The sequence below is a fragment of the Ekhidna sp. genome, from assembly GCF_964218185.1.
In the GTDB taxonomy this organism is placed as follows: Bacteria; Bacteroidota; Bacteroidia; order Cytophagales; family Cyclobacteriaceae; genus Ekhidna.
Map to the genome: position 1 here is coordinate 26,020 of NZ_CAXPLV010000003.1, position 24,819 is coordinate 50,838.

The window sequence follows — 24,819 nt, forward strand, 5'->3', positions numbered from 1 at the left end:
AGATTGTTTTTTTGAAAACTGCTTATGGTTAAGTTGTGTATTTACGCGCAACTATTTCTGCTTTGTGAGGGTGGGTAGTTAAGATATTGGCCAGCGAGGACGAGGAATAGAATGTGAGTATTGTCCCGATCCTTAAGATTGTTTCCATCTGAACTTTGATTGATGGATATGTGAAACATAACATGAGGATTTCCGATATAGAGCTCAGTGGAAATAATTGATCTACGAGCGGTTCTATCTGATTTATTTAAAAACGCAGTTCTTCCTTCTTGTATCCTGATAATTCAATCGGGAATTAATCGGGAATTTACTAACCTTGCCACATGACCTTCCTCTCACAAGTTGCCGAGCATTTGATCACCCATCACAATGAAAATCTGGGTGATGTTACGGTAGTTTTTCCAAACAGAAGGGCTGGTCTTTTTCTGAAAAAACACCTCTCTAAAAAGGTGGATAAGCCAGTCTGGTCTCCCACAGTTTTGAGTCTGGAAGATTTTCTTTTCCGCTTTTCTAAAACGAAGAAAACGGATACCCTCACACTTGTCTTTGAGTTGTTTGAGGCATTCAAAGAACACCAGCCTGCCAGCGAGGGGTTTGAATCATTTTACTTTTGGGGCGAAATGCTTCTGCGTGATTTCGAGGAGGTAGATCACTATCTGGTCAACCCAAAACAGCTTTTCCACCACATTAAAAGTGACCGTCAGATTGCCGAAGACTTTTACTTCCTTGATGAGGAGCAGGAGCGTTTGATTCAAAAGTTTTGGCAGGAGTTTTTCCCATCAGCAAGTAAGTCTCAGGAGCAGTTCGTAGAAACGTGGAGAATCCTAGCACCCGTGTATGAGTCATTCAAAGCACGGTTGGAGAAAGATGGAGTAGGATACACGTCTCACATCTACCGGGAGCTGGTAGATCGTTTGGATCAGGAAAAATTAAATGTAAAGGGAAGTATTCTATTCGCTGGGTTTAATGCTTTAACGCCTGCTGAAGAAGTTCTGGTTAAGCATTTTGTGAGCGAGCACAATGCGGAAGTTCTTTGGGATGTGGATGCGTATTATCTGGAGAGTGATATACAAGAGGCCGGTGGGTTTTTGAGGCAGTACCAGAAGGACAGCATACTCGGGCCAACATTCCCGGAAAGCATAGATGATCAAATTAATCGAGCTAAGCAGGTAGAGGTGACGGGTGTTTCATTGGAAATTGGACAGGCAAAGGCGATAGGGGAGTGGGTGGATGAATTGGTGAAGCAAAAAGTTCCTCTTGAAGAGATTGTCATTGTATTGCCGCAGGATTACATGCTGTTTCCAGTCCTGAACGCCATTCCCGAAAATGTCGACAAGCTGAACGTTACCATGGGGTATCCTCTGAAAGAAACACCACTGTTTGGATTGCTGGAGGCGGCTATAGAGGTGCAGGAGCATCTGCAATTATCGGCGGAAAACGGAATCACCTTTTATCATAAGCCTACACTTGACGTATTAAGTCACCCTTACCTATACACCGATGAAAAGGGGCCGCTGAATAAGCTGATTAAGGATATAAAGAAGAAGAATCAGGTACGCATCTTTCATCAGGATATCCTTGACCTGAATTCTACAATCTTAAACACCATATTCCGTCAGCTAAAGGACTCAGAAACTCTGGCGGGCTATCTTAAAAGCATCGTGGAGGTGCTTGGTCAGTTTGTGGTAGAGCGCTTCGGTTTGGAAAGGGAGTACCTTTATCATTTTCAGCAACTGCTGAGTCGGTTGCAGGAAATCCTGGAAAACCAGACAGTGCAAGTTGACCTCAAGACATTCAAGAGTCTTTTCAGAAAAGCCACACGTTCAGTTAAGATTCCATTCAGTGGTGAGCCTGTGGAGGGCTTGCAAATTATGGGTGTGCTGGAAACCAGAAATCTGGATTTCAAGCATGTCTTCATGCTTAATATGAATGAAGACATTTTCCCTGCCGCACAGCGAAATGGGTCGTTTGTTCCCTATCGAATCCGAAAGGCGTTTGATCTTCCTACCTTCGAGGTTCATGACGCCATTTTTGCTTACCTCTTTTATCGACTCTTTCAGCGATCAGAGCAGCTTTCCTTTTGCTACAACATGTACGCCGATTTTGGCATGAGTGGTGAGGTCAGCCGGTTCATCAGACAGCTGGAGCAGGAGTCTAAATTGACCATCCAGCGAAAGAAGCTTTCGAACTCAATCCAGGTAAAAGAACGATTTCCGATTTCAATAGAAAAGACAAATGAAGTGATAGATCGGCTGATGATCTATACAGACAAGGTGGAACCTAAGGAGCGGAAGAGACTCTCAGCCTCTGCGCTTAATACGTACTTTGACTGTAAGCTCCGGTTCTATTTCAAATATGTGCTCAGGCTTTTTAGTGGGGATGAGTTGGAGGATGAGTTGGACGCTAGAAACTTCGGAAATGTGCTGCACATGACCTTGGAGTATCTATACCTCGATGCAGTTCAAGGTAAACCTGATAGAACCATAGATCAGAATGATTTCTTTAAGATGAAAAACTCGGTGGATGGAGCAATAGAGAAGGCTTTCAGAAAACACTTTGGGATGGGAGATAAGCGAAAGTTTACACTAAAGGATCGTAATCTGGTGATGGCAGATCTGATCCGGAAGTTTGTAGAAAAAATCCTTGCCTTCGATGAGGCGTATGCTCCATTCACTATTGTCAGCCTTGAAAAAGAAGACAGCTACGAGCGACTATTTACCATTCAGCCAAATGGCACTCCTTTCAATGTTCGTCTGGGTGCAGACATAGACAGAGTAGATAAAAAGGATGGGGCTGTTCGAGTCATCGACTATAAGACGGGTAGAGACAATAAGGAGATTGTGAGTGTAGAGAAAGTATTTGACCCAACTCCAGGCACTCAGTGGAAAAAAGGAAGGAATAAGGCTGGCTTTCAGACGCTATTTTATGCATGGCTATACACCTCCAAACATGGAGCGAATGATTCTATCACTCCGGGGCTATTTAATATGCAGGAGCTTTTTCAGCAGCACTTTGACTATCGGTTGACGCTGGAAGGGGAGCCTCTGTCTGACGCTAGGTCGTGCCTGTCCGAGTTTGAGGTACACCTTTCTAACCTACTATCTGAAATATTCGGTAGTGACGCACCTTTCAATCAAACCGAAGATCAAGGCAAATGTAAGTTTTGCGATTTCAAAGGAATCTGCGGACGATAATTTTCGCTTTTAACACTTTTTAAGAATCACTGGCATTCTTCTTGCCAATATATTCTTGCATGATTTGTTATAAATAAAACTAAGTAGAGTTAGGTTAGGTTGGTAGTTGACCTCTGTCTGTGATGCAGGCAGGGGTCTTTTTTATGTAAAGAAGAATATTCTGAAATAGAATTTAAAAAGAATGCCAATCGAAAAATTATTTCGATATCAATCGAACATTAAGAATATATGAATATTTAATGGAGTGGTGCAACTTTTCAATGGGTTGCTTCATCTTTGTATTAAATCACAACAAAAACAATTGACCGCCATGGAATTATCTAAGTCTTCATCCTTTAAAATCAGAATTGGGATGCTCGTAATGATCAGCATCTTCTTGATTCGAGCTTATGCGGAAACACTACTTTAAAGACAGAAAAACAATCCTCTTCATACTTATATGATTAAGTTCTTGCAGTCTTTTGCAAGGACTTTTTTTGTTTATACCTCAAGCAATTCTTGGTGTCTTTTCATTATTATCCATAACTTGGAGGAGAATCATCAGCTTGGAAATACATGTTAGAGAAACTCAAAGAATGGCTTCTCAGGGATTATAATGTCCCAAAATCAGAAGGAGTCCAATTTATCACTATCCTTATCCTTACCATTTTAACGGGGCTATTGGCAATCGGGGAATTTATTGTAGATCTCAAAGCGACTACCCTTCCTTTAATCCTTTCCTTGTTCGGAGCAAATATTACTTTACTCATACTTGCTAAAAGATACAGTAGGATTCAATTGATTGGGAATGCTCAATTGTTGGTACTGTATTTAATGTTTCAGTTTACTTTCTTTTTACTTCCCAATGTGTTTCATGCCATTATTTATTGGATGCCGTCCATTCCTCTTCTGGCTTTAATTTTTGGTAATCTGAGAACATCCCATATATGGTTGGTGGTGATCTTGGTCACCCTTGCATTTAATGCATTGTATGGAAGCAGTGTAATGGGAGACTCGTATATAGCAGACATTCCATACTTGCCGTACGCTGTTGCAGCATCCATATTTACTATTACACTCGTGGCTTGCTTCTCTATCTTGTACAATCTTTTAGGTAAGTCCTACAGTCGTCTGATGTCCAAGAACAGAGAAGTGGTTAAACTCATACGCCAACTGAAGGAGATGAATGAATCTTTGGAGGAAAGCGTGAGAGATCGCACAAAGGATATAGAAGAGCGAAATGAGAAGCTGAAACGATATGCTTTTATGAATTCTCATATGGTGCGTGCCCCGCTAGCAAATATATTGGGAGCTGTGAAGCATCTGGATGACAATCATGATGAGAGGAAGACCAAAGAACTGATGGATATTGTCAAAATATCAGCAAACAGTCTGGATGATGTAATAAAGGAGATCGGAGAATCTCTGGCAGAAAAAGCTTAAAGTTTTTGAGTGCATTTCTTTGTCTATTCCTTTGATGTCATTTTAAAAAATAGTAAATTCATTTAAGGGTTTAGTTATACCTGACTAAGTCCAACAGGAGGTTAGATTGGACCTGGTAATCTTGCATTATTCAGGCCACACCAACCCAAAGGCGAGCAACCCTCGCCTTTGGATTTTTATAGCCACCATTCAACATTAATTTTTTACCGATCTCTTTTTTTGGTGTAACCATTGTCGTTCATCGAGGTATTCATAGTGTGATGCAACTATTTGGGATTTTCTGCATCCTTATTAAAACACCTGAAAATTACGATCATGGAAATATCTGCTTCATTATCCACAAAACTAAGAATAGCAATGCTCCTATTGTTTAGCATTTTCGTTATTCGTGCATTTGCTCAAAATACTGTTCAAGCTTCTAAAATCATGGAAGACATTAGAGACGGAAAAAGTATTGTGTACGAGAATACCGTCATTGTTGGAGAGCTGGATTTTACCTACATGTCAGAAAAAATGCCTGACTTACCGCAGAAATCGAAGTGGTGGAATAACGGAGGAAGCAATACCGTGGAGGAGTCTATTGATGTGATCATCTCATTCAAAGGGTGCACCTTCGAAGGGGATGTGCTGGCGTATATTCATGATGATCCTTCAGGCTACACCTTCACCGCCGATTTCGATAAAGAGGTGACGTTCAGCAACTGTGAGTTTAAGAAAAACGCAATGTTTAAATACTCAGATTTTGATGACCAGGTAAATTTTTCAGGTTCTCAGTTTCAACGTAAGTCTACATTTAAGTATGCAGAGTTTGATGAAAAAGCAGATTTTTCCAAAACTCGATTTGAAGATGATGCCACGTTCAAATATGCTCAGTTTGATGAAGGAGCAAGTTTCAATAGTGCCGTTTTTGAGGAATCATGGAACATTAAATATTTGAAGGCTAGAGGTGAGTTTGACATTGCAGGACTGGATGTAGGGGACGATATCGATGCGAAATACACCAAAATCAACGGAAGAAGCTTCACCAATTATTTAATTGAATCCAGAAACTAATTCTCTCTTCATATATACACGACACCAACTCGTGACTTTAAGCCTTTACCGATTCGTCGGTTTAGGCTTTGTTATTTTCTTGCGTTCCGTTCCCAAATGATACCCTGAGTGGTACAATCCGCATGTACAATTCCAGCTTCTTTGAGTGAATACAATACACCCTCAAGCATTTTATTACTAACCCAGCCATTCACTGACCACTCCGTAGCGTGATACCATCGCTCAGCATCTTTAATGTTCAAATTATATCTTTCAGCCACAAGCGTGGGTGCATCGTTCAAATCCATAAAGTGCTGATTGGCTCGGTGGATGATTTTCAAAAGTATAGAAAGTGTCTGGGCCCTTTCAGTAATCATTTTATCAGTAGCCGCAATCATAAAGCAGGGCCAGGGTGAGATGAATTCACCGATTTTCTTCAACTTACCATTCTCTACAAATGGTTTTGTGGTGAATTTTTCCCAGTAAAAAATGTCCGCACGCCCTTGTTCCAAAGATGATATTCCTCCATGAATGTCGCTCACTTCCACGAGCTGTTTTTCTTCGATGGATTGATCCTGCATCATGGCATGCACGATAGGCATGAGGTGCGAGCCGGATCCATATCGGCTTATCGCAATGTTTTTGTCAAAAAAGGAACTTGAGTCAATCTTGGTTTCATCAGTTCTTGTATGAATACCCCAGGTCAAAGATGTTTTAACATGGCCACTTACGATTTTTGATGAATTGCCCTTTAGGATGTCGGTGACAATCCCTTCCGTAAGTAGGATGCACATATCCATATCTTCATTCCTGAGTGCCTCTTTCATATAGCCTGAGCCACCGGGAAAATCCTGCCATTTCAGATTTATGTTTTCACTTTCAAACCATCCGTTTTCAATGGCCAAATGTATTGGGAGGTTGAAGTGCTCAGGTACACCTCCGATTCTGACGTTTTCCATGAATTTGCTAGATATGAATATAATTAGGTAGTAGCACCCCCACAGCTGGAACCAGCGCCAGCCGTACAGCCATAGCAGTGTTGGTTCAAAATTATATCTCTTTTCTGAAGGGCTTCTATGTCAAACTCACTAATATGGCTAGGGGCATTGACTTTGAGTTCCAGCATTTGATTGAAGTCGCAATCGTAGAGGTAGCCATCCCAGCTGACACTCAGGGTGTTCCTACACATCACACCTTCAGCCGCCATTGGGTTAAATGCATTAACCAACTCGTTCATGTAGTCTTCATATTTCTCTGTTTTTACCAGATACTCTAAGAACCGACTAACCGGAAGATTAGTAATGGCAAACAAATCGTTGAAGACAATATCGTACTCCAGAAGTTTTCGCTTGAATTGAGAAGTAAGTGTATGCTGATCACCAGGTAGGAATGCTCCAGCTGGATTATATACCAAATCCAGTTTCAAACCTGATCCCTCTTTTCCATAACCTACTTCATTAAGCATCTTTAAGGCTTTTATTGATTTGTCAAAAACGCCATCACCCCGCTGAGCATCCGTTCTCTTTGCCGTAAAGTATGGCAGACTGGAAACCACGTTTACGTTATGCTTCCGAAAGAACTCGGGCAGGTCGTTGTATTTAGGATTCGCAAGGATAATGGTGAGATTGCATCGCACAATAATGTGCTTGCCAAGCTCTGAAAGTTCTTCTACAAACCACCGAAAGTTTGGATTCATTTCAGGTGCTCCACCAGTTAAATCAACTGTTTGTATGTTCGTATCTCTAATAGCATCAATACAGGCTTGCATTGTTTCCCTGGTCATTATTTCCTTCCTGTCAGGGCCTGCGTCGACATGGCAATGGGCGCAAACCTGATTGCACATTTTCCCCACATTCACCTGAAAGATTTCTATATTGGTTGGTTTTAGGGGATACAACCCAATGCCTTCCATTTTATCTTCAAACGATGAAATATTGATTGATTCAATATCATCTAATACTTCAATTTGACCCTCAGGGGAGGATAGTTTATGATTTTGTCGCTTTAGAGATTTTAGCATCCTTACATTAGTTTATCATTCACCTGGTTCATCATCTGCACTCCATGAACCAAGGCTGCTCCACTTTTGATGGCGGCTGTCACATGCACGGCCTCCATCATTTGCTCTTCATCCACACCTTTGTTTAGCAAATCAGATGTGTAGGCTTCTATGCAGTAGGGGCATTGTACCGCATGTGCCACAGCAAGGGCTATGAGAGACTTCTCTCTGCTGGTCAGGGCCCCCTCTTTAAAAACACTACCATAGTAATCAAAAAACTTGTCTCCAAGTTCTTTTTGCCACTCGGTTATTTCACCAAATTTTTTAAGATCTTCTTTATTATAATAGGTCTCTTTCATGATCTGATTTTTATCCTTTAGGTGAAGTTAAAACATTAAATTGCCTGCTCATTATTAATCACCATAAACGTCAGGTAAATTACGAATGAAGGTATATCAACTACGAAGAACAGGTAAGCCCCAGATTTTAAAGATGGAGGAAATCGCAGAACCAAGCCCTAAATCTGGTTCAGTAAAGGTTAAAGTTGAGTGTATCGGGATAAACTACGCTGAAATCCTTTCAAGGAAAGGGCAATATAGTTGGGCACCTAAAAAACCATACGTGATGGGCATGGAGTGTTTTGGGGAAGTGGTTGAGCTTGGAGACGATACTTCAAAGTTTAAAGTAGGCGATAAGGTGATTGTTGGTCAGCAATACGGATCCTATGCAGAGTATGTGTGTGCACCTGAGCACCTGTGCTTTCCTGCTTTTGATAAATTTTCCCCAGAGGAAAATGCCGCTTTTTTGGTGAATTTTATGACTGCCTGGGTTGCTCTAAAAAAGATGGCAAGGGTTGAGACTGGTGAGCGTATTTTAATTCAGGCTGCAGCCGGCGGAGTAGGTACTGCGGCTGTTCAAATAGCAAAAGCGCTCGGTTGTGAGGTGTATGGAACGGCCAGCAAAGACGAAAAGCTGGATCTCATCAGGAAACTGGGAGGCACGCCGGTGAATTACAGGACTCATGATTTTCATGATGAGATATTAAAAAATGGTGGAAGAGTTGATTGTGTGTTGGAAACAGTAGGGGGAGAGGTGTTTAAGAAAAGCAAGAAGCTTTTAAATCCTTTTGGGCGACTGGTTGTGGTTGGCTTTGCTAGTATGAATCTTAAAATCTGGAACCCTTTTTCATGGGTAAAAACATACTTAGATGCTCCTAAGGTGAATATGATGAATATGGCTATTGAGAGTAAAGGAATATATGCCACTCATATTGGCTACCTCACCGAAAATGAAAACCTGACTGCTTCGATTTGGGATGAACTTTATAGTTTTGTGAATCAGCACAAGCTTAAGCCAGTAGTAGGGAAGGAATTCCCTTTTTCAGAACTCCCTGAGGCACACAGATATATGGAATCTCGAGATTCCGTTGGAAAGTTGGTCGTAAAACTTTAGCCATCCAACGAAAATAAAGTTTTATCTAAAATACCTCTTTTGTATTATCATTTGATAAAAAAAATCTCATAATCCTTTGTAGGATTATAAAATCCTTATAAATTCGAGTATAGATAGTGAGTATCTATTTTCCATAGCTGGTTCTTAATGATGAAGGGTTGCCGATAAGCAATCCTTCTTTTTTTTACTCTTCATAAGTATTTATTAAATTTATCACATGATAAATGATCGTATACATAAGCTCATCAGGGTTCTTGACATGAATCCTACTTCTTTCTCGGAAAGCTTAGAGGTTAGCGTAACGGTGATTTTCAATATCATAAAGGGAAGAAGAAGCAAACCCAGCTACGATTTAATCTTAAATATCCTTCAAACCTATGAGAAGCTCAATCCGGCGTGGTTGATCAAGGGGGAAGGATCCATGTGGAATGATGATATTGTCACTTCTGCAGAAATAGCACCCTCTCAGGTTAATCTTCAATCAAGAATTCGAGAGTTGTTTGTGAAAATGAGATTGGATCATCCTGATTCTCACGAGGTTTTTGAATTGGAGGAGCTTGTGACTTTCATGATGGATGAAACTGTGGAGCAAAAGCACAAACTGATTCTACTGCACGAAAGACAAGAAGGAATGCTGAAGGTCTTGAAAGAGAGGCTGAAATTAAAAGTCTAATCTATTACTTTGAGTGCCATAAGCTCTCGCACAATACCCTTTCTCATCTTTACTTTTTGATACCAATTGAGGCCTATAGTAAATAGAAGTAGTGCAAGTAGGCTGCCTGAAATTAGCTTTGAGTAGAAAAGGATGGAAGCGATCCGTTCTTGCTTGGCTACCTCATCAAAGTAGCGTTTCGTGATCAAATCCATATTGTATTTCTTATCTGAATCTTGAATGTTTTCTTGAAGTTCTAAATACTGATTCAACTTAGCTGCGTAGGCATCCTCAAAAAATTTCGCATCATTATACCTTTCTAACTCAAACAATGCATTGGCTTTGAGTTTATAAACATCTATCTCAGAAGGAATAGATGTTTTATTGTCAATTATTTCAATAGCTAAGTCAAAATATTCGATTGATTCAGCTACTCTGCCTGATTCGAGCATAAATCGTCCCAAGTCAAAATAACTTGAAAATAGAATCGTGTTGTTATCGTGCTGTTTTTTCAGCTCAATTGATTTTCGATATAGATTTTCAGTATGGTTTCTATCTTCCCCAAGTCCTTCGTAGGCTAGGGCCATATTGTGATATAGATAACCAAGCATCTCATAATTTTCATTCGAAGTAACGTCTTCCAACAAGCTGTAGTAGGTCAATGCCTTTTCATAATCCTCAAGTTTCAGATAGACACTGGCTATACGATTGTAATGATCATCAACTTTATAATTAAGCTTCTTTGCCAGTGTGAGATTTTGATTCAATGAATTTAGTGCTTCTTCATAGAGCTCATTGTCAATGTAAACGCCTGCAAGGTTAAAATTCAGGAGATTTATCATTTGCTGATCTCCAATCTTATGAGCAAGTGCTATACCTTTTGTATAATATTCGGTTGCTAAATCGTAAGCCTTGAACTGCCTGTATATGATGGCACATCTATTATAGAGAGATATCAAATCTTCGGTGAGATCAGCACTAGAGTTTTCAGCTAGTCTTATCGATTCAAGGTAGTATATGATTGCCTTCCCAAAATCTCCCTCTTCTTTATATATGTAGCCCAGCAGGTAATTAGTTCTAAAATAAGATTCTCCTTCTGCGGAGGTTTTTAACTTTTCTTTGAGGGTGAGAGCCAGTGATTTGGCTTCAGATAAGTCATTCTTAATCAAACTTCTTATCTGTTTAAGGTCATCTTCATCACTTGCAGAAACAAACGTAGAAGATAGCAGAAGGCAAAAGAGTAGAATAAATTTCCTCATTCCTAATAACTGATCTACCACAATTATAAACAGAAACGCCGAAAGAATTACTAACTCTTTCGGCGAATGTCTTAACTAATTAGTCTAATCAGTAATTATATAATTCCAATATACTTTCTGGGACTTGTTAGCCAGGAAGATTAATCGGAGGAATGTCACCATCATCATCCGGATCATCTGGATCACCAGTAGTTGCATTTAGTTCAGTATCCTGAATCAATTCTTCCATAGCTGCATCTTCTTGGCAAGCTGTCAATGACATAGCTCCTGCAATCACGAGGGCTGTAAATAGTTTTCTTTTCATAACTCAATAAGGTTTATAATGATATTTCAAATATAACTTAAAAAATTAATTTTACACATAACTAAAATAAATTTTTAATTTTATTTCTGCAATAAGGTAATTGATTGATTATAAGTCAGTTATTTGCAAAATAAATTCAATTTGCAAAGACTAATTTGTTAATGAAATAAGTCTTTTATCTTCGCATGAAATATGAAGAATATGAGATATACCTTTCTACTACTTATTGTTGCCTTTGCCTGTAACTCTGTGAGTGAAAAATTCAGTACACATGGCTCAGAAATAACTTCAGATAATGCCTTATCGATTAAAGATTTTCTTCAAAAAGTAAATGAGGAGGAATCGACTTTTAAAGTGCGGGGAACGATAGAAGAAGTTTGTCAGATGAAAGGTTGCTGGATGACGCTAAGAAACGAAATGGGAGAAAATGTGAGAGTTACATTCAAGGACTATGGCTTTTTTGTGCCTAAGGACATAAGTGGACGTGAAGTAATCATTGAGGGAACGGCCTCTAGAGAAGTTTTGGAGGAAGATGTGGCCAGACACTACGCCGAAGACGGTGGAAAAGAATACGATGAGTCTATGAGAAACTCAATATCATTTGTGGCTCATGGTGTCCTAGTGAAGGAAGGCTGATTTAACTATATAGGCTTCTCTTCTTTTGTTTTAGAAAGAGCTGACGAAAGGTTGTGCCCGATAGTGATGCAAATCCTCCTGCCAACCCCCCAACTAAACCTGTTGCAAAAACCAGAAAGACTGGATCACTCAGCTTCATAATTTCTGCAATGGTGGTGGAAAAACTGGATTCGTTACTCACATCTATACTCCAGGCGTGCCCCATCCAAACAAGTCCAACACCTAAGAATCCTGCAACAAATGCATTCAATCCAGAGGAAGGTGACACATAACAAACGATAAATGAAACAATCATAGCAAGCCACCAAACAGAAAATGGAGATAAAAAGTAGGTGAGTGAACCAATGACGATAAGTCTTATAATAAGTTTCATTTATTAGGTGTTAATGTCACGTTATACTTTATTTCAGGATCATTAGGAGACAAGGTTTTTCTAAAAAGCAGCTTGTTGTATTCACCACTAGCCCAGTCATCAATCATATGGCCGTAGGTTGGATTGCCGGGATTACCGGATTGGCTGCCTGGGTATACCCCCCATGCATTTACTTCCCCATCTCCCAGCTCGACCACCATTCTCCAGGATGGGCCATGTGTAGCTGAAGCAGCATTTACAATTGATCTATTTCCTCCAATTTTAACCTTTTCCTTATTAAAAGGGCTTATTCTCAGCAAATGTCTGATGGTTGTGTTTTTAAATTGATACCATAAAAGTGAATTATCTTCTTTTTCTAGATACTCTTCTAATGATTCAATTGTTTCTTTGAAAGTTTGTCTATATAGATCTCCGGAGGTCTCCACCACTTCGGTAAACTGATTATCTATCATCTTGAAACCTGGCTTATTCTTAAGAATATCGACGGTGTTGTACCAGTTTGGTCTGTAGACTTTCACATCGCTACTATCTATTTCGTCCCAAAGTTTCGAATTCAACTTTCTCCACCAAACTTCATAAATAGATGGTGCTTGTCTGTCCGCTTCATTGAAGTAATCCCATGCTTTTAAGCGATTGTAGTAATTCCACTCCAGATCTGTAAATGAAGCAGAATCCAGACTGTCAAGCATCATAGGGAGCGCTTCAAAAGCATTGTAATTGAAATTGTCATGTTGAAGCGCCATCATGTCTTCAACCTCAATATCATCCATGACTCTTAGGCGGTCATTGATTCTTCTGCCTCGGTAGTACTCATAATTGTAGTCAAATTGGTAGTATGGGTAGAGCGTATCCGCCGCATGCTGATTCGCTGAACTCACAAAATTTTGAGGAGGATTCTTTACGTGAAGGTTGTGAGAGTGGGGCATGTATGACTTCCATTCATGGTCAATATTACTCCCATCCATAAGGAACTTACCTTGCTCTTCCCACTTTACAGGAAATTTGCCATTGATCCAAAGTGCAATATCTCCATTGACAGCTGCAAAAGAATAGTTTTGAGGAGGACCCGCGAAGTACTGGAAAGCTTCTACAAACTCATCGTAGTTTTCTGCCTTATTGCCTAAATAGAGTGCTTTAATTTCTTTGCTGGCCTCATGAGCTGTCCATTTCATTGCCAAATTGGTTATATCGCTTCGTTCTCCATTGAAGGTTCTATCATAAACAACAGGCCCGTGATGGGTGTAGACTATCGTATCATAGTAGCTAAATGACCCTCTTACTTTTATTTCCTCCACTACTTTCTTCGTTGGCACCCAGTTGCCATTGTAGAGATACTCGTCTCGTTTTTGATCTTTAAACTGAATGTAATACCAATCTACAAGATCTCGTTTGGCGTTGGTATTACCCCAGGCGATAGAATCGTTGAAGCCGATAATTACTCCAGGCCCTCCGGGTAGAGTGGCACCCATTACGTTTATAGTAGGTGAGTTAAGGTGCATGATGTACCAGATACTAGGTGCGTTTAAGCTCAGATCAGGTTCGTTGGTAAGGATTACCCTACCATTGGCTGTTTTCTCACCATTGACTACAAAGCTATTGCTCCCATTGTCAGGATCTGGCTTGTTTATGATTGGATTTGTAAATTCTAAGGGGAAAGAAACATCAGGTTTTTCAACCACTATTGGGTCAAAATCGAATTTAGTGCCGGATGGAATTACCGGGTCTACTACCTCTGGTCTTTCGGGGTATAAAATGTCAAAAGTTTCTCTTCCCCATTTTTTAAGAGCATTTGTATGCTCCAAATCCATTTCTCCTCTGGACAGCATGTTATTCATGTTGGCAATGAGCAGGAAGCACTTTAGAGGGGTCCACTCTTCCGGTTTATAATCAAGTAGCTTGTATTCGATAGGTAAGTCTTTGTATGATATCTGGTCGATGTAAGCATTTACGCCTAGTGAAAAAGATTCGATTAAAGCATAGACCTCTGGTTCCTCCTTTTTAAACTTTTCCTCAGATTGTTTTGCGCCATACATCAAACCGATTCTTCGCATTTGCCGATCTATCTCAACTAAACTAGTGCTTCCGATTTCTGGACCCAGAATTTCTGCAAGCCTTCCGGCAGCCGAATAAAGCTGAAACTCCATTTGCCATAGGCGGTGATATGCAGTAACATACCCTTGAGCGAAAAAAAGGTCACTCTCATTAGTTGCAAAAACATGAGGAATGTAAAGCTCATCGAAATAGATATTGACTGAGTCGGTTAAGCCATCATTCACCTCATTTGATGAAAGATCGATCGGTTCGTTCTCGGCATTTTGCCAAAAACCATGAAATGGACTCAGGAATTTCCCTAAAGGCGGGACAGAACCTATTTTAGTATTTAAAGCAATTCCCAAAGCAAGTGCGAGACTGAAGGAGAGAACGAAACGAAGTGTTTTCATGTGATATATGGCCTACTGTCGGCCTGTTTCTAGCTGATTGATTTGCGAACTTAATTTGCAGGTGAAAAATATTAAATAAATAGGGTAATGCCTATTTTAACGAGATGGGATACCACAATTTCTATTTATCTGTGATGAAACCAATTCTGGATTGGGTCTCAGCCATACTTATACTACTCATTTTATTCCCTCTAATTTTATTCATTGCATTGATCTTGTTCGTCCACTTTAGGAGAAATCCCTTTTTTGTGCAAAAGAGAATTGGGAAGTCTGAGCGAGCTTTTAGATTGATCAAATTCCGATCTATGAGAGAAGATGAACTGGAGAGTTCTACCACTAGAATAGGGCGTTTTATCAGGGCAACATCGCTTGACGAGTTACCGCAATTGATCAATGTGTTGAAATTTGAAATGTCGTTGGTAGGGCCCAGGCCATTACTCGAGGAGTATCTACCATATTATAATGAGAAAGAAAAACTACGTCATACGGTGAGACCTGGTATTACAGGGTTAGCTCAGGTGAATGGACGAAACTCGATAGATTGGGGCGAAAGAATGAATTATGATATTTCCTACGCAAAAGAGGTTTCGTTCCTGTTAGATTTGAGGATAATCGTGCGGACTTTCGGGCAATTGACACAATTGGATAAAACGACCTACAAAAAAGGAAGTACGATCAAATTCAGTGAATACGCGAAAAACAGGTGAATAGCAAGAGAATATATCTTTCACCACCGAATGTGGATGAATTGGAGAAGAATGAGGTTGCCAAGGTGTTGGATTCAGGATGGGTAGCTCCCGTCGGGGACGCGATCGAAGAGTTTGAGCGAGAACTGGAAGTTCACTACCCAGAAAAGCATGTGTTGGCTCTGAATTCTGGAACCTCGGCCCTGCACCTCGCACTTGTTTTGGCGGGGGTTGAAGATGGAGATCAGGTGGTAGTTAGCAGTTTTACTTTTGCAGCCTGCGCAAATGTGATTTTGTACGAACGAGCAGTTCCTGTTTTCCTGGATAGTGAGAGAAAGACCTGGAATCTGGATCCTGATCTCTTAGAGAGATATCTATCAGCAACTGATAAGTTACCTAAGGCAATCATAGTCACTCATCTTTATGGTATGCCTGCCCAGATCGAGCGTATCGTTTCGGTGGCTTCAGAGTATAAGATTGCTGTGATTGAAGATGCGGCAGAGGCGGTCGGTTCTAATATTAATGGCAAACATGTTGGTGGTTTTGGTGCATATGGCATCCTATCTTTTAATGGTAACAAAATCATTACAACGAGTGCTGGTGGGGCATTAATCTGCCACAAAGAAGGTAAAGTCAGAGGGCTACACCTTGCCACTCAGGCTAACTTGGGTTCATTCGGATATGAGCATAAGGAGGCTGGATACAATTATCGAATGAGCAACGTATTGGCCGGAATCGGAATTGGTCAACTTGGAAAACTGCAGGATTTTGTGAGAAAGAAGCGATTAATTTTTGAAAAATATAAGAATGCTTTTTCAAATGATTTTGATTTTTTAGAAGAACCAGAAAACTATTTTTCTAATAGATGGCTGAGTGCAGGTATTTTGAAAGTGGGAGAGGTAGAAAGCCTAATAGCTTTTTTAGATAAAAAGAACATCGAGACTCGCCGCTTGTGGAAGCCTCTTCATTTGCATGAGACCTATAGGTCGGCAATGTTTCACGGATCTGGCGTGGCAGCAAACCTTTATAAAAAAGGAGTTTGTCTACCTTCAGGAACAGGGATAACAGATGATCAGCAATCTTATGTTATCGATCAAATTTTAGATTGGCTCAATAAGCAGAGGGCTTCTTAATAATCGCCTTATTCTTTCTGGAAAACAGATCTGGTGGTAAGAAAATCTCAGCTCTGATACTGATTTGCAAAAAACTATCATTATTGTCTGGATTTCCTCTAGGAGAACCAGGTTGAATTTGATCGTAATATTCTGGATTTGTAACCCCAACCTCATCTTTACGATCGCTAAGTAATTCTGCTGTTGAGTTTGGAAACTCCATTGCGTACGTATTAGATACGTCATCTATGTAGTCTGTAAAAGTGAAATGATAGGACACTTCCGCATTCACATTAAGGAACTCATTCACTTTGAATTTTGCACCAACACCTACTGGAATTGTAGTCACCCACTTCTTATAATCCACACCCTCCGTGCGGGCCTCTCTAAGTAAATATCTTTCCCCCCCCAGCTCGGCAGTAGGGTTATATTTCAAATATCCAACTCCGGAAAATAGAAATGGATCAAAGTTCCAACGTTTGTAATAATCGCCCTGATATGGTTTTAAATAATAAATAGTATGGAGTTGGAAGTGTAAATTTCTTGAGTTAAAGGAGAGATTTCTTTGTCTCTGAAATGAGCTGTCTGCTGCATTTCTATCAGCACCAGATAGCGTAAAATAACTAGCATCAATTCGTGCTCCTATTCTATTCAATAGCCTTGCTTCAATAGCAGCACTTATTTGAGAAAGATCGTCATTGATACTTTTATTGTAGTTGAGTTCACCGAAATAAGTTGATGTACCAGTCCCTATTGAGAATGAGAAGTATCGATCGTTGAACTGCCAGGAAAGAAAATTCTGAGAGCTAGCGGCAATACAGATTAGCAAGAAAAATGCTGTGAGGAGTTTTCTCATTAGGATTCAAAAATATTGCAGAAAAGTTTCCGACCATTGCTGATCGGAAAACAATTTCTACAAATAATCACCCTAATCGTTTGCTTTTGCGAGTAAACCATGCTTGTTCTGTTGCTACAAACACGGCTACTAATATTAATGAGAAAATTAATGTTGCCATAACTAATTGTTACAATACAAGGTTAGCGGATATTGTCTAGAGGAAAGTTGGGGGGATTATCCTAAATATTATTAGGTAAAATGCTTATAGTCCTTGTAATTATCCAGCTGATTTCTAGGAGAGTCTGAAAAACCGTCACCTTCTCTGATCTTTTTCCGTTACTTTGTAATAAATCCTGGGATTACGGTACTAATTACTAAAAAGTGAAATCATGAATAAAACTCACCAATTGAAAAGTAAGGTAAAATCATTTTTTCTGGCTTTAGGATTTATCGTTAGTTGCATGATTGTAATGGAAAGTCTCAGCCAGGGAAGGAACGAGTTAACATCTACCAAAAATTCCTACGACTCACTTAAGAATACGATCCAAACAAACAAAAGCATTATCGCTAATACCTACCTAATAGGTCTGTCAGTATATAAAAAGACAATGGAATAGGTCAATCATCCTTCGAGTATGTAACCTTTCCCATGCACATTGGTAAGTTGCACATTTGGATCCGCGCTCAGGTATTTGCGTAATTTCGAAATGTAAACATCCATGCTTCTGCGTTTGAAGTAGTCGTTCTGACCCCATAATTCTTTTAAAATGTGATCGATTTCAACGAGTTCTCCATAGGAGATGCAAAGCATGTGCAAGACTCTTGATTCCTTCTGCGTCAGTTGGATGGTTGTTGTGGTCTGATCGTTTTTGAGTTTTTGTGATTTTGGGTCGAAGGTGAATGAACCAATTTCGAATTGATTTTTCACCTCTTTCAAATTATTACTTCTTCTAAGTACGGCATGTATTTGAGCAATTAACTCCTCTTCATCTACTGGTTTTACAATGAAGTCGTCACAACCGGCTTTGAAGCCTTTTAGCTTATCGATCTTTAATGATTTGGCAGTGAGGAAAATGAGAGGCATTTCAGGACTCTTAGCTTTGATCTCATGAGCAACCTCAAATCCATCTTTTTTAGGCATCATGATATCGAGAATGCACAGATCAAATTTCGACGATTCAAACATCTTAATCCCTTCTTCTCCATCTTTGACCCACTCCACTGTCAAATCATTCATCTGGAGATACTCTTTTAGAATGTATCCTAGGTTTGCATCGTCTTCTACAAGCAAGATCCGGTTCATGAGGAGATTGGTAAAAATATTTTGAACATACTTCCTTGTCCGGGCTCACTACTTAGACTAATGGTTCCTTTGTGAAACTCTATGATTTTTTTAACATAGCTTAATCCCAATCCAAAACCTTTAACGGTGTGAACATTGCCTGTTTGAGCACGATAAAACTGATCAAAAACGTATTTCTGAGCGGTTTTGTCCATCCCGATACCGTGATCCTTAATTGTCAGGAGTACTCCGTTTTCAGAATCCTCTGTGATGATCTCAATATCTGGTTTCTCATCCGAGTACTTTTGGGCATTGTCAATCAAATTGAATAGCACATTGTTTAAGTGTGTTTCATCCGCCACTATCTGATGATTGTTGGCATGCAGATTGAATTTGATGGATCCCTGCTTTTCTGATATGATCATTTGAAAACCTTCCGCCACATTTTGAATCGACTCGTGCAAACCGATCACTTTTTTGTCTAGCGTGAGATTTCCGGAATCCAATAAGGCCATCTGCAGAATCTTGTCTACCTGCGTTTGCAGGCGCTTGGTTTCGTTGTTAATCAGATTAAGATAAGCATCAGCTTTTGGAGCTTTTTGTACCCCTTCCAATCCACCAAGTGATTTTGAAGCGAGTGAAATTGAAAAGATGGGCGTCTTGAATTCATGTGTAAGGTTGTTAATGAAATCCCGCTTCAGGTCAGACAGCTTCTTTTGCTTGCCAATGGTTCTGATCGTAAACCAGAATGAAATTAGTATGATCACTATTAAAAGAAAGCTGGCCTTTAATATGCTCGCTGAGTTTCCAAGGACTGTTTCGTCCTTATTGGTATAGGTCATTGAGATGTCCAGCGTATTAGGTAGGATCATGCAAAAACACATGTGATTATCAGCCTCCATGACCTTTTTCGCTTTCGGTAATTCCGGTCTATGCCCTCGGTGGATCATGCAGCCATATTCATTGGAGACAAAACCATCTACCTGATATTCCAGGTGTGGATAGTTCAATGAAATCACCTCATCCAATCCGTTTTTCAAAACAACCTGTAGGGGGTCAGAAGGTTGAGAATCAGATGAAAATTGAAACGACTCGGTTCCTTCATGAATTCTGACCAGATTATCTAAATCTCGATTAAACATCATGTTGTCATAGAGGTCAGAAAGGATGCCCGGAATAGCGAGCTCCATAGTGCTTCGATTGTTTTTGATGTCTTTATCCAGAATTTGAAACTGAATAACCAAGAGCACTCCAAGTGAGCTGAGCACTACAATAAAGAGAGCAGTGAGTGTGTATTTATTGATTTTCATTTCCAGTAGATTATTCGAAATTAACCCTATTTGAGACTTAAATAGCTGATTTTAACTTTTTCTTAACGCTTTTAACATTTGCTTAAGTGACTTTAACGTGGGGTTAACGCAATACTGATTGGTTGTTTTACAAATTGCTTGAAAAACACAATCATCATGCAAAAACTCAAATTACTAATCTTGTTTTCATTGCTCATTCCTTGTCTTGGAGTGGCTCAAAAATCTTCCATTTTGGTCGGTCCCGAATGGCTGGATAAGCGAATGCAAAATGAGAACCTGGTCATTTTTCATATTGGCAAAGAGGAAGACTTTAAAGAAGAACACATCCCCGGAGCAATTTATCTAAGCTCTCGGGATTACACCATTGGGACGGAGGACCGAAGCATTGTATTCGATCTACCGACCGATGAGGATCTAAAAGCTCTTTTCGAGAAAAACGGGCTAACCAACGAGACAGATGTGGTTATTTACACACCCGCAAACTGGATTCCTCTGGTGACTCGATTATACTTCACACTGGATTATCTTGGCCATGGCCATAAAACCTACATTCTGGATGGAGGCATTGTAGCCTGGAAAAATGGTGGAAGGGCGATAAGTACGGATGTAATCTCACCAAAAAAAGGCGTGTTTAAGATCAGTCCGAACAAAGCATTGTTGGCAGATGAGGACTACATGCTGGCCAGCATTGAAAACACTGGTAACACGATTGTTGATTGCCGTTCTGAGGTTTATTACAAAGGCATTGAGCCTACCCATGGTGCAAGACCAGGTAGAATCCCGACAGCCAAAAACATCCCCTATACAAGCTTGTATGAGCCATCTGATATAGGTGCATACCAATTCAAATCACTTGAAGAGTTGGAAACCATTTTCAAAGCGCAAGGGCTAAGTAAAGATGAGCCATTGGTACTTTACTGCCACATTGGGATGCAGCTTACGGTGGTGTATACCACAGCCAAGTTGCTGGGATACAAAGATGTACGGATGTACGATGGTTCCTTTCATGAGTGGGGACCAAATGAAAATCTACCAATTGAATTGGACTAATGAATAAACAGATGAAGAACCCTAAGCCTTATTGGAATCCCTACATCTGTGGGATTGGTCTGGGACTAGTATTGCTTGCAGCATTCCTGGTAATGGGGCGGGGCATAGGAGCTTCCGGGGCTATGACTTCAGTGGTAGTTACAGGCGTTCATACGGTCTCGAAATCGCATGCGGAGGCCAGCGCTTTTTACATGGGCTATCTGGGGGATGGAACCATTCACCCACTTAAGGACTGGTTGGTTTTTGAAGTGTTAGGAGTGCTGATCGGTGGTTTTATCTCTGGCAGGCTGGCAGGAAGAAACAAAATTAAAATTGAGAAAGGACCTCTTATCTCGAATAACCGAAGGTTTCTATTCGCTTTTATTGGTGGCATTATCATGGCATTCGGAACAAAGCTGGCCCGGGGATGCACCAGCGGACAGGCACTGACTGGCGGAGCGATGATGAACGTAGGCAGCTGGCTGTTTATGATAGCACTATTTGTGGGCGCATATGCTATGGCTGGGTTTGTAAAACGACTATGGATATGAATGGACCATTTTATGACTTTGGCTGGATAGGTGAGGAAGCGAGTCTTGCTTTTGCACTTGTTATCGGGATCGCCTTTGGTTTCTTTCTTGAACGGGCCGGTTTAGGTAGCGCTAAAAAGCTTTCTGCTCAGTTTTACCTGAAAGACATGACAGTCTTCAAAATGATGTTCACTGCGATTATCACGGCAATGATCGGGGTGTTTTGGCTCAACTGGTTTGGTTTGCTTCATGCCGACATGATCTACCTGACTCCAACCTTTGTGTGGCCTCAGGTAATCGGGGGACTGGTCTTTGGAGTTGGATTTATCATTGGCGGTTATTGCCCTGGAACATCATGTGTGGCATCTGCCACCGGCAGTCTGGATGGAGTGATGAATGTGGCAGGCTTGCTCCTGGGAATCCTTGTTTTCGGTGAAGTATACCCGTGGATTGAAGGGTTTTATACTGCTGGAGGTATGGGTCAAATCACCTTTGTTGAGTACCTGAACCTACCCAGCGGATTGGTGGTGTTTATGCTAGTGATTATAGCTCTGGCTGGATTTTGGGCTTCAGAATGGATCGAATCAAAAAATGCAATCAAATGAATGATATATCTATAAATAAGCGTCTGGCATTGATCGGGTTTGGCATTGTATTGGCCGGATTGGTAATGGCACTGGCATTTCCAGATGGACTCTATAATGTCAACAAGCAGCCTTCATTCATTGGAGTGGTTGAGCTGGCTGAGAAAATTAAGAATCGTGAAAAACTCAATATCATTGACCTAAGAGATGGTGAGTCATTCGAAGAATTCCATATTCCAACGGCAACCAATATTCCATTGGACGAATTTGATCTTGCATCCATTAAAGAACAGATCATTGTTTATTCCGGAGGTGATTTGCTAACGCGAAGACTATGGGATGCCCTGCCTGATTCTCTAAGAGAACGCACGGTCGTCGTTTATGGAGGCGTGAATGACTGGTATGATCGGGTGTTATACCCAAAACTGCCCTTTGGCAAAGGAGTGACCAATAAGCGCATGGTTGATAAGGTTCATAACCTCTGTCAATTCTACGGAGGCTTTGCAGATTTTGAAAATGATGCTGCTTTAATAGCCTATTATGAGCGAGACTTATCAAATGCATCCTGGCCTAAGGTTCATCGTTCGGGAGGATTAATTCGAAAAGGATGCTGATATCTGATTCACCTTTCACCGCTACTGATACCTCACTCGAATCGTATTTCGATAGTTTCCGAGAAGGAATTATTGGTCAGGATCAATATATCGAAACGAACGAAAAGGTGGTGCAAATGCTCTATGCAGACTGGACAGCAAGTGGCAGATGCTATCAACCAATCGAAGATAGTATTCAAACTGAAATACTTCCATTTATTGCCAATACGCATACAGAAACGAATTATGTTGGTTCATACATTACGGAACAATATATATCTGCACGAAACCAAATAAAACGTCATGTAAATGCCAGCGAAGATGATGTTTTGATCTCTTATGGATCAGGAATGACAGATGTCATCAATAAGCTGCAACGACTGCTTGGATTAAGGATGCCTGATTCAAATCAGTGGGTAACACAAACTTTGGTGGATGAACCTCCTGTGGTATTCATCACACACATGGAGCACCATTCGAACCATACCAGTTGGCTGGAAACGATTTGTGAAGTGGTTGTAGTGCCTCCGGACGAAGATGGACTGGTGTCGATCAATAACTTCCGAAAGACGGTTGAGAAATTCCCGGAAAGATCACTCATTGCGTCAATCACGGCCTGTTCCAATGTGACAGGAATTGAGACTCCTTATCATGAAATTGCACAGCTCATGCATGAGAATGAGGGATTATGTTTTGTGGATTTTGCCTGTTCTGCACCTTATGTCGATATGAATATGCACCCTGATGATGCATCTTATCTGGATGCTATTATGTTTTCACCTCACAAATTCTTAGGTGGTCCTGGTGCTTCAGGAATTTTAATCGTTAATAAGAATCTTATTAATCATGCCATTCCGGATGTAAGTGGAGGAGGCACGGTAGATTGGACCAACCCGTGGGGAGGACGAAAATACGTCGATGACCTGGAAGCCCGAGAAGACGGTGGGACACCTGCAATCCTTCAAACCATCCGATCGGCAAAAGCCATTGAGCTAAAAGAGCAAATGAGCACGAAAATGATCCGTCAAAGAGAAGTGCAGCTCATGGAAATCCTGTGGGATGGACTTGCTGACATCCCGGAACTGGTGGTATTAGCAGACCAGGTACGTGACCGATTGGGCATCTTTTCATTTTACATAGAGGGCGTGCATTACAACGATGTGGTGCAATATCTCAACGATCATTATGGCATTCAGGTGAGGGGCGGATGCTCATGTGCGGGAACATATGGGCATCATTTATTAGGGATAGACAGAAAAACCTCCAAGCGAATTACAGACCAAATTGATAATGGGGATTGTTCACAAAAACCCGGATGGGTCAGGTTGTCTATTCATCCAACTATGACAGATACTGAGGCCTACTATGTTTTGGATGCCATTCAAAACATAGTAGCATTAAAGTAAGATCGATTTACTTATTCTGGCTTTGATGCTATTTTTCTTCCTCGTTTTTTTTAAAAGGTCTCACAACTGGTATGTAGCTTACTCATTGACCGCTTCCTTTACGGCTTTTTGATACTCCGATAGATCGCATGCTAAAGATTCAAGAGACCCGCCTCCACTCAATATATCCATGACCTTGCTATGATCTGTAGAGGGGTCTTTTGAAATAATTTTTGCGCCTGTTTTTTTCTTGATCAAATTGAAATTTCCATCATAAACGAAAGTTTGAGGAACAGAGGTACTTTGAGATAATTGTCTTAATAGTTCTTGATTCGGGTCAAAATAAGCATCGAAAGGCCAATTGTATTTGTCGATCATTTTCTTTGACATACTTTGCATTTTCTCATTATCGATAGAGACAATAATGATTTTAACACCTGTTTCTTTTTGCCATTCCTCATAAACTTCTGCCATTGAATGGTATTTGATAATACAAGGTTTACAAAAGACTCCCCAAAAATCAATAATAAGTGGTGATCCTTGATTATCAAATGTATTGCTGTTGATTTCATTACCATTAATATCTGTGAGCAAAGCGCTGTATGGAAAGGACTCTTGAGCTTTGACAGACAATGAAAATAGAATAGTAACAGCGATGAGTGAGATGAAAGACTTCATGAATTAGATTTTGTTGTTCACCAATTTA

24 protein-coding genes are annotated in these 24,819 nt (G+C 40.4%); 13 read left to right on the forward strand and 11 right to left on the reverse strand.

Going from position 1 to position 24,819, the window contains the following annotated elements; all coding sequences use genetic code 11:
* Nucleotides 1-323: 323 nt before the first annotated feature.
* The 3 genes from ACEQZT_RS03220 to ACEQZT_RS03230 all read left to right on the forward strand — a co-directional run bounded on the left by ACEQZT_RS03220 (nucleotide 324) and on the right by ACEQZT_RS03230 (nucleotide 5,669).
* On the forward strand, nucleotides 324-3,194 hold the full coding sequence (locus ACEQZT_RS03220) for a PD-(D/E)XK nuclease family protein (RefSeq protein ID WP_370087178.1): 2,871 nt from the start codon (nucleotides 324-326) through the stop codon (nucleotides 3,192-3,194).
* A gap of 555 nt (nucleotides 3,195-3,749) precedes the next feature.
* Complete coding sequence (locus tag ACEQZT_RS03225) at nucleotides 3,750-4,616, forward strand: hypothetical protein (RefSeq protein ID WP_370087180.1); 867 nt, start codon at nucleotides 3,750-3,752, stop codon at nucleotides 4,614-4,616.
* Nucleotides 4,617-4,931: 315 nt separating this feature from the next.
* Entirely contained in the window at nucleotides 4,932-5,669 is a 738-nt protein-coding gene (locus ACEQZT_RS03230) for a pentapeptide repeat-containing protein (RefSeq protein ID WP_370087182.1), read from the forward strand.
* A gap of 71 nt (nucleotides 5,670-5,740) precedes the next feature.
* Here the strand turns inward: ACEQZT_RS03230 and ACEQZT_RS03235 are convergent, their stop codons facing one another.
* Genes ACEQZT_RS03235 through ACEQZT_RS03245 form a run of 3 tightly spaced genes read right to left on the reverse strand, consistent with a single transcriptional unit; the run spans nucleotide 5,741 to nucleotide 8,006 of the window.
* Nucleotides 5,741-6,607, reverse strand: coding sequence for an ABC transporter substrate-binding protein (locus ACEQZT_RS03235; protein WP_370087184.1), 867 nt, complete (start codon nucleotides 6,605-6,607; stop codon nucleotides 5,741-5,743).
* A 23-nt stretch (nucleotides 6,608-6,630) separates the two neighbouring features.
* The gene (gene arsS / locus ACEQZT_RS03240) at nucleotides 6,631-7,668 is read right to left on the reverse strand and encodes an arsenosugar biosynthesis radical SAM (seleno)protein ArsS (protein WP_370087186.1); all 1,038 of its coding nucleotides are present in this window, start codon (nucleotides 7,666-7,668) and stop codon (nucleotides 6,631-6,633) included.
* A gap of 2 nt (nucleotides 7,669-7,670) precedes the next feature.
* The gene (locus ACEQZT_RS03245; protein WP_370087187.1) at nucleotides 7,671-8,006 is read right to left on the reverse strand and encodes an arsenosugar biosynthesis-associated peroxidase-like protein; all 336 of its coding nucleotides are present in this window, start codon (nucleotides 8,004-8,006) and stop codon (nucleotides 7,671-7,673) included.
* 85 nt (nucleotides 8,007-8,091) lie between these two features.
* Here ACEQZT_RS03245 and ACEQZT_RS03250 point away from each other — a divergent pair, with 85 nt between their 5' ends.
* Nucleotides 8,092-9,099: a zinc-binding alcohol dehydrogenase family protein gene (locus ACEQZT_RS03250; protein WP_370087189.1), complete on the forward strand. Its 1,008-nt coding sequence runs from the start codon at nucleotides 8,092-8,094 to the stop codon at nucleotides 9,097-9,099.
* 217 nt (nucleotides 9,100-9,316) lie between these two features.
* Nucleotides 9,317-9,772, forward strand: coding sequence for a hypothetical protein (locus ACEQZT_RS03255; RefSeq protein ID WP_370087191.1), 456 nt, complete (start codon nucleotides 9,317-9,319; stop codon nucleotides 9,770-9,772).
* Here ACEQZT_RS03255 and ACEQZT_RS03260 read toward each other — a convergent pair.
* A complete protein-coding gene (locus ACEQZT_RS03260) occupies nucleotides 9,769-11,010 on the reverse strand; it encodes a tetratricopeptide repeat protein (RefSeq protein ID WP_370087193.1) in 1,242 nt (413 codons plus the stop codon). The genes ACEQZT_RS03255 and ACEQZT_RS03260 overlap by 4 nt on opposite strands.
* Nucleotides 11,011-11,137: 127 nt before the next feature.
* On the reverse strand, nucleotides 11,138-11,314 hold the full coding sequence (locus ACEQZT_RS03265) for a hypothetical protein (protein ID WP_370087195.1): 177 nt from the start codon (nucleotides 11,312-11,314) through the stop codon (nucleotides 11,138-11,140).
* Nucleotides 11,315-11,515: 201 nt separating this feature from the next.
* Here ACEQZT_RS03265 and ACEQZT_RS03270 point away from each other — a divergent pair, with 201 nt between their 5' ends.
* The gene (locus ACEQZT_RS03270) at nucleotides 11,516-11,950 is read left to right on the forward strand and encodes a DUF4920 domain-containing protein (protein ID WP_370087197.1); all 435 of its coding nucleotides are present in this window, start codon (nucleotides 11,516-11,518) and stop codon (nucleotides 11,948-11,950) included.
* Nucleotide 11,951: 1 nt separating this feature from the next.
* On the opposite strand, the gene ACEQZT_RS03275 is transcribed toward ACEQZT_RS03270, so the two are convergent.
* Both ACEQZT_RS03275 and ACEQZT_RS03280 read right to left on the reverse strand, forming a co-directional pair.
* Nucleotides 11,952-12,323, reverse strand: a complete 372-nt coding sequence (locus tag ACEQZT_RS03275; protein ID WP_370087199.1) for a hypothetical protein — start codon at nucleotides 12,321-12,323, stop codon at nucleotides 11,952-11,954.
* Nucleotides 12,320-14,764: a penicillin acylase family protein gene (locus ACEQZT_RS03280; RefSeq protein WP_370087201.1), complete on the reverse strand. Its 2,445-nt coding sequence runs from the start codon at nucleotides 14,762-14,764 to the stop codon at nucleotides 12,320-12,322. The genes ACEQZT_RS03275 and ACEQZT_RS03280 overlap by 4 nt, the downstream gene beginning before the upstream one ends.
* A 134-nt stretch (nucleotides 14,765-14,898) precedes the next feature.
* Here ACEQZT_RS03280 and ACEQZT_RS03285 point away from each other — a divergent pair, with 134 nt between their 5' ends.
* On the forward strand, nucleotides 14,899-15,471 hold the full coding sequence (locus ACEQZT_RS03285; RefSeq protein ID WP_370087203.1) for a sugar transferase: 573 nt from the start codon (nucleotides 14,899-14,901) through the stop codon (nucleotides 15,469-15,471).
* Nucleotides 15,468-16,583, forward strand: a complete 1,116-nt coding sequence (locus ACEQZT_RS03290) for an aminotransferase class I/II-fold pyridoxal phosphate-dependent enzyme (RefSeq protein ID WP_370087205.1) — start codon at nucleotides 15,468-15,470, stop codon at nucleotides 16,581-16,583. Before ACEQZT_RS03285 ends, ACEQZT_RS03290 begins: the two co-directional genes overlap by 4 nt.
* Here the strand turns inward: ACEQZT_RS03290 and ACEQZT_RS03295 are convergent.
* From ACEQZT_RS03295 to ACEQZT_RS03305, 3 genes are all read right to left on the reverse strand, one after another.
* Complete coding sequence (locus ACEQZT_RS03295) at nucleotides 16,561-17,418, reverse strand: DUF6089 family protein (protein WP_370087207.1); 858 nt, start codon at nucleotides 17,416-17,418, stop codon at nucleotides 16,561-16,563. The two genes, ACEQZT_RS03290 and ACEQZT_RS03295, sit on opposite strands and share 23 nt — an antisense overlap.
* 604 nt (nucleotides 17,419-18,022) lie before the next feature.
* The gene (locus tag ACEQZT_RS03300; protein WP_370087209.1) at nucleotides 18,023-18,703 is read right to left on the reverse strand and encodes a response regulator transcription factor; all 681 of its coding nucleotides are present in this window, start codon (nucleotides 18,701-18,703) and stop codon (nucleotides 18,023-18,025) included.
* Complete coding sequence (locus ACEQZT_RS03305) at nucleotides 18,700-19,992, reverse strand: sensor histidine kinase (RefSeq protein ID WP_370087211.1); 1,293 nt, start codon at nucleotides 19,990-19,992, stop codon at nucleotides 18,700-18,702. Before ACEQZT_RS03305 ends, ACEQZT_RS03300 begins: the two co-directional genes overlap by 4 nt.
* A gap of 156 nt (nucleotides 19,993-20,148) precedes the next feature.
* Here ACEQZT_RS03305 and ACEQZT_RS03310 point away from each other — a divergent pair, with 156 nt between their 5' ends.
* Genes ACEQZT_RS03310 through ACEQZT_RS03330 form a run of 5 tightly spaced genes read left to right on the forward strand, consistent with a single transcriptional unit; the run spans nucleotide 20,149 to nucleotide 24,134 of the window.
* On the forward strand, nucleotides 20,149-21,042 hold the full coding sequence (locus ACEQZT_RS03310) for a sulfurtransferase (RefSeq protein WP_370087213.1): 894 nt from the start codon (nucleotides 20,149-20,151) through the stop codon (nucleotides 21,040-21,042).
* A gap of 11 nt (nucleotides 21,043-21,053) precedes the next feature.
* Nucleotides 21,054-21,572, forward strand: a complete 519-nt coding sequence (locus ACEQZT_RS03315; RefSeq protein ID WP_370087215.1) for a YeeE/YedE thiosulfate transporter family protein — start codon at nucleotides 21,054-21,056, stop codon at nucleotides 21,570-21,572.
* Nucleotides 21,569-22,156, forward strand: a complete 588-nt coding sequence (locus ACEQZT_RS03320; RefSeq protein ID WP_370087217.1) for a YeeE/YedE thiosulfate transporter family protein — start codon at nucleotides 21,569-21,571, stop codon at nucleotides 22,154-22,156. Before ACEQZT_RS03315 ends, ACEQZT_RS03320 begins: the two co-directional genes overlap by 4 nt.
* On the forward strand, nucleotides 22,153-22,749 hold the full coding sequence (locus ACEQZT_RS03325) for a rhodanese-like domain-containing protein (protein WP_370087219.1): 597 nt from the start codon (nucleotides 22,153-22,155) through the stop codon (nucleotides 22,747-22,749). Before ACEQZT_RS03320 ends, ACEQZT_RS03325 begins: the two co-directional genes overlap by 4 nt.
* Complete coding sequence (locus ACEQZT_RS03330) at nucleotides 22,743-24,134, forward strand: aminotransferase class V-fold PLP-dependent enzyme (RefSeq protein WP_370087221.1); 1,392 nt, start codon at nucleotides 22,743-22,745, stop codon at nucleotides 24,132-24,134. Before ACEQZT_RS03325 ends, ACEQZT_RS03330 begins: the two co-directional genes overlap by 7 nt.
* 78 nt (nucleotides 24,135-24,212) lie before the next feature.
* Here the strand turns inward: ACEQZT_RS03330 and ACEQZT_RS03335 are convergent, their stop codons facing one another.
* The gene (locus tag ACEQZT_RS03335; protein ID WP_370087223.1) at nucleotides 24,213-24,791 is read right to left on the reverse strand and encodes a peroxiredoxin family protein; all 579 of its coding nucleotides are present in this window, start codon (nucleotides 24,789-24,791) and stop codon (nucleotides 24,213-24,215) included.
* Between the last annotated feature and the right edge of the window lie 28 nt (nucleotides 24,792-24,819).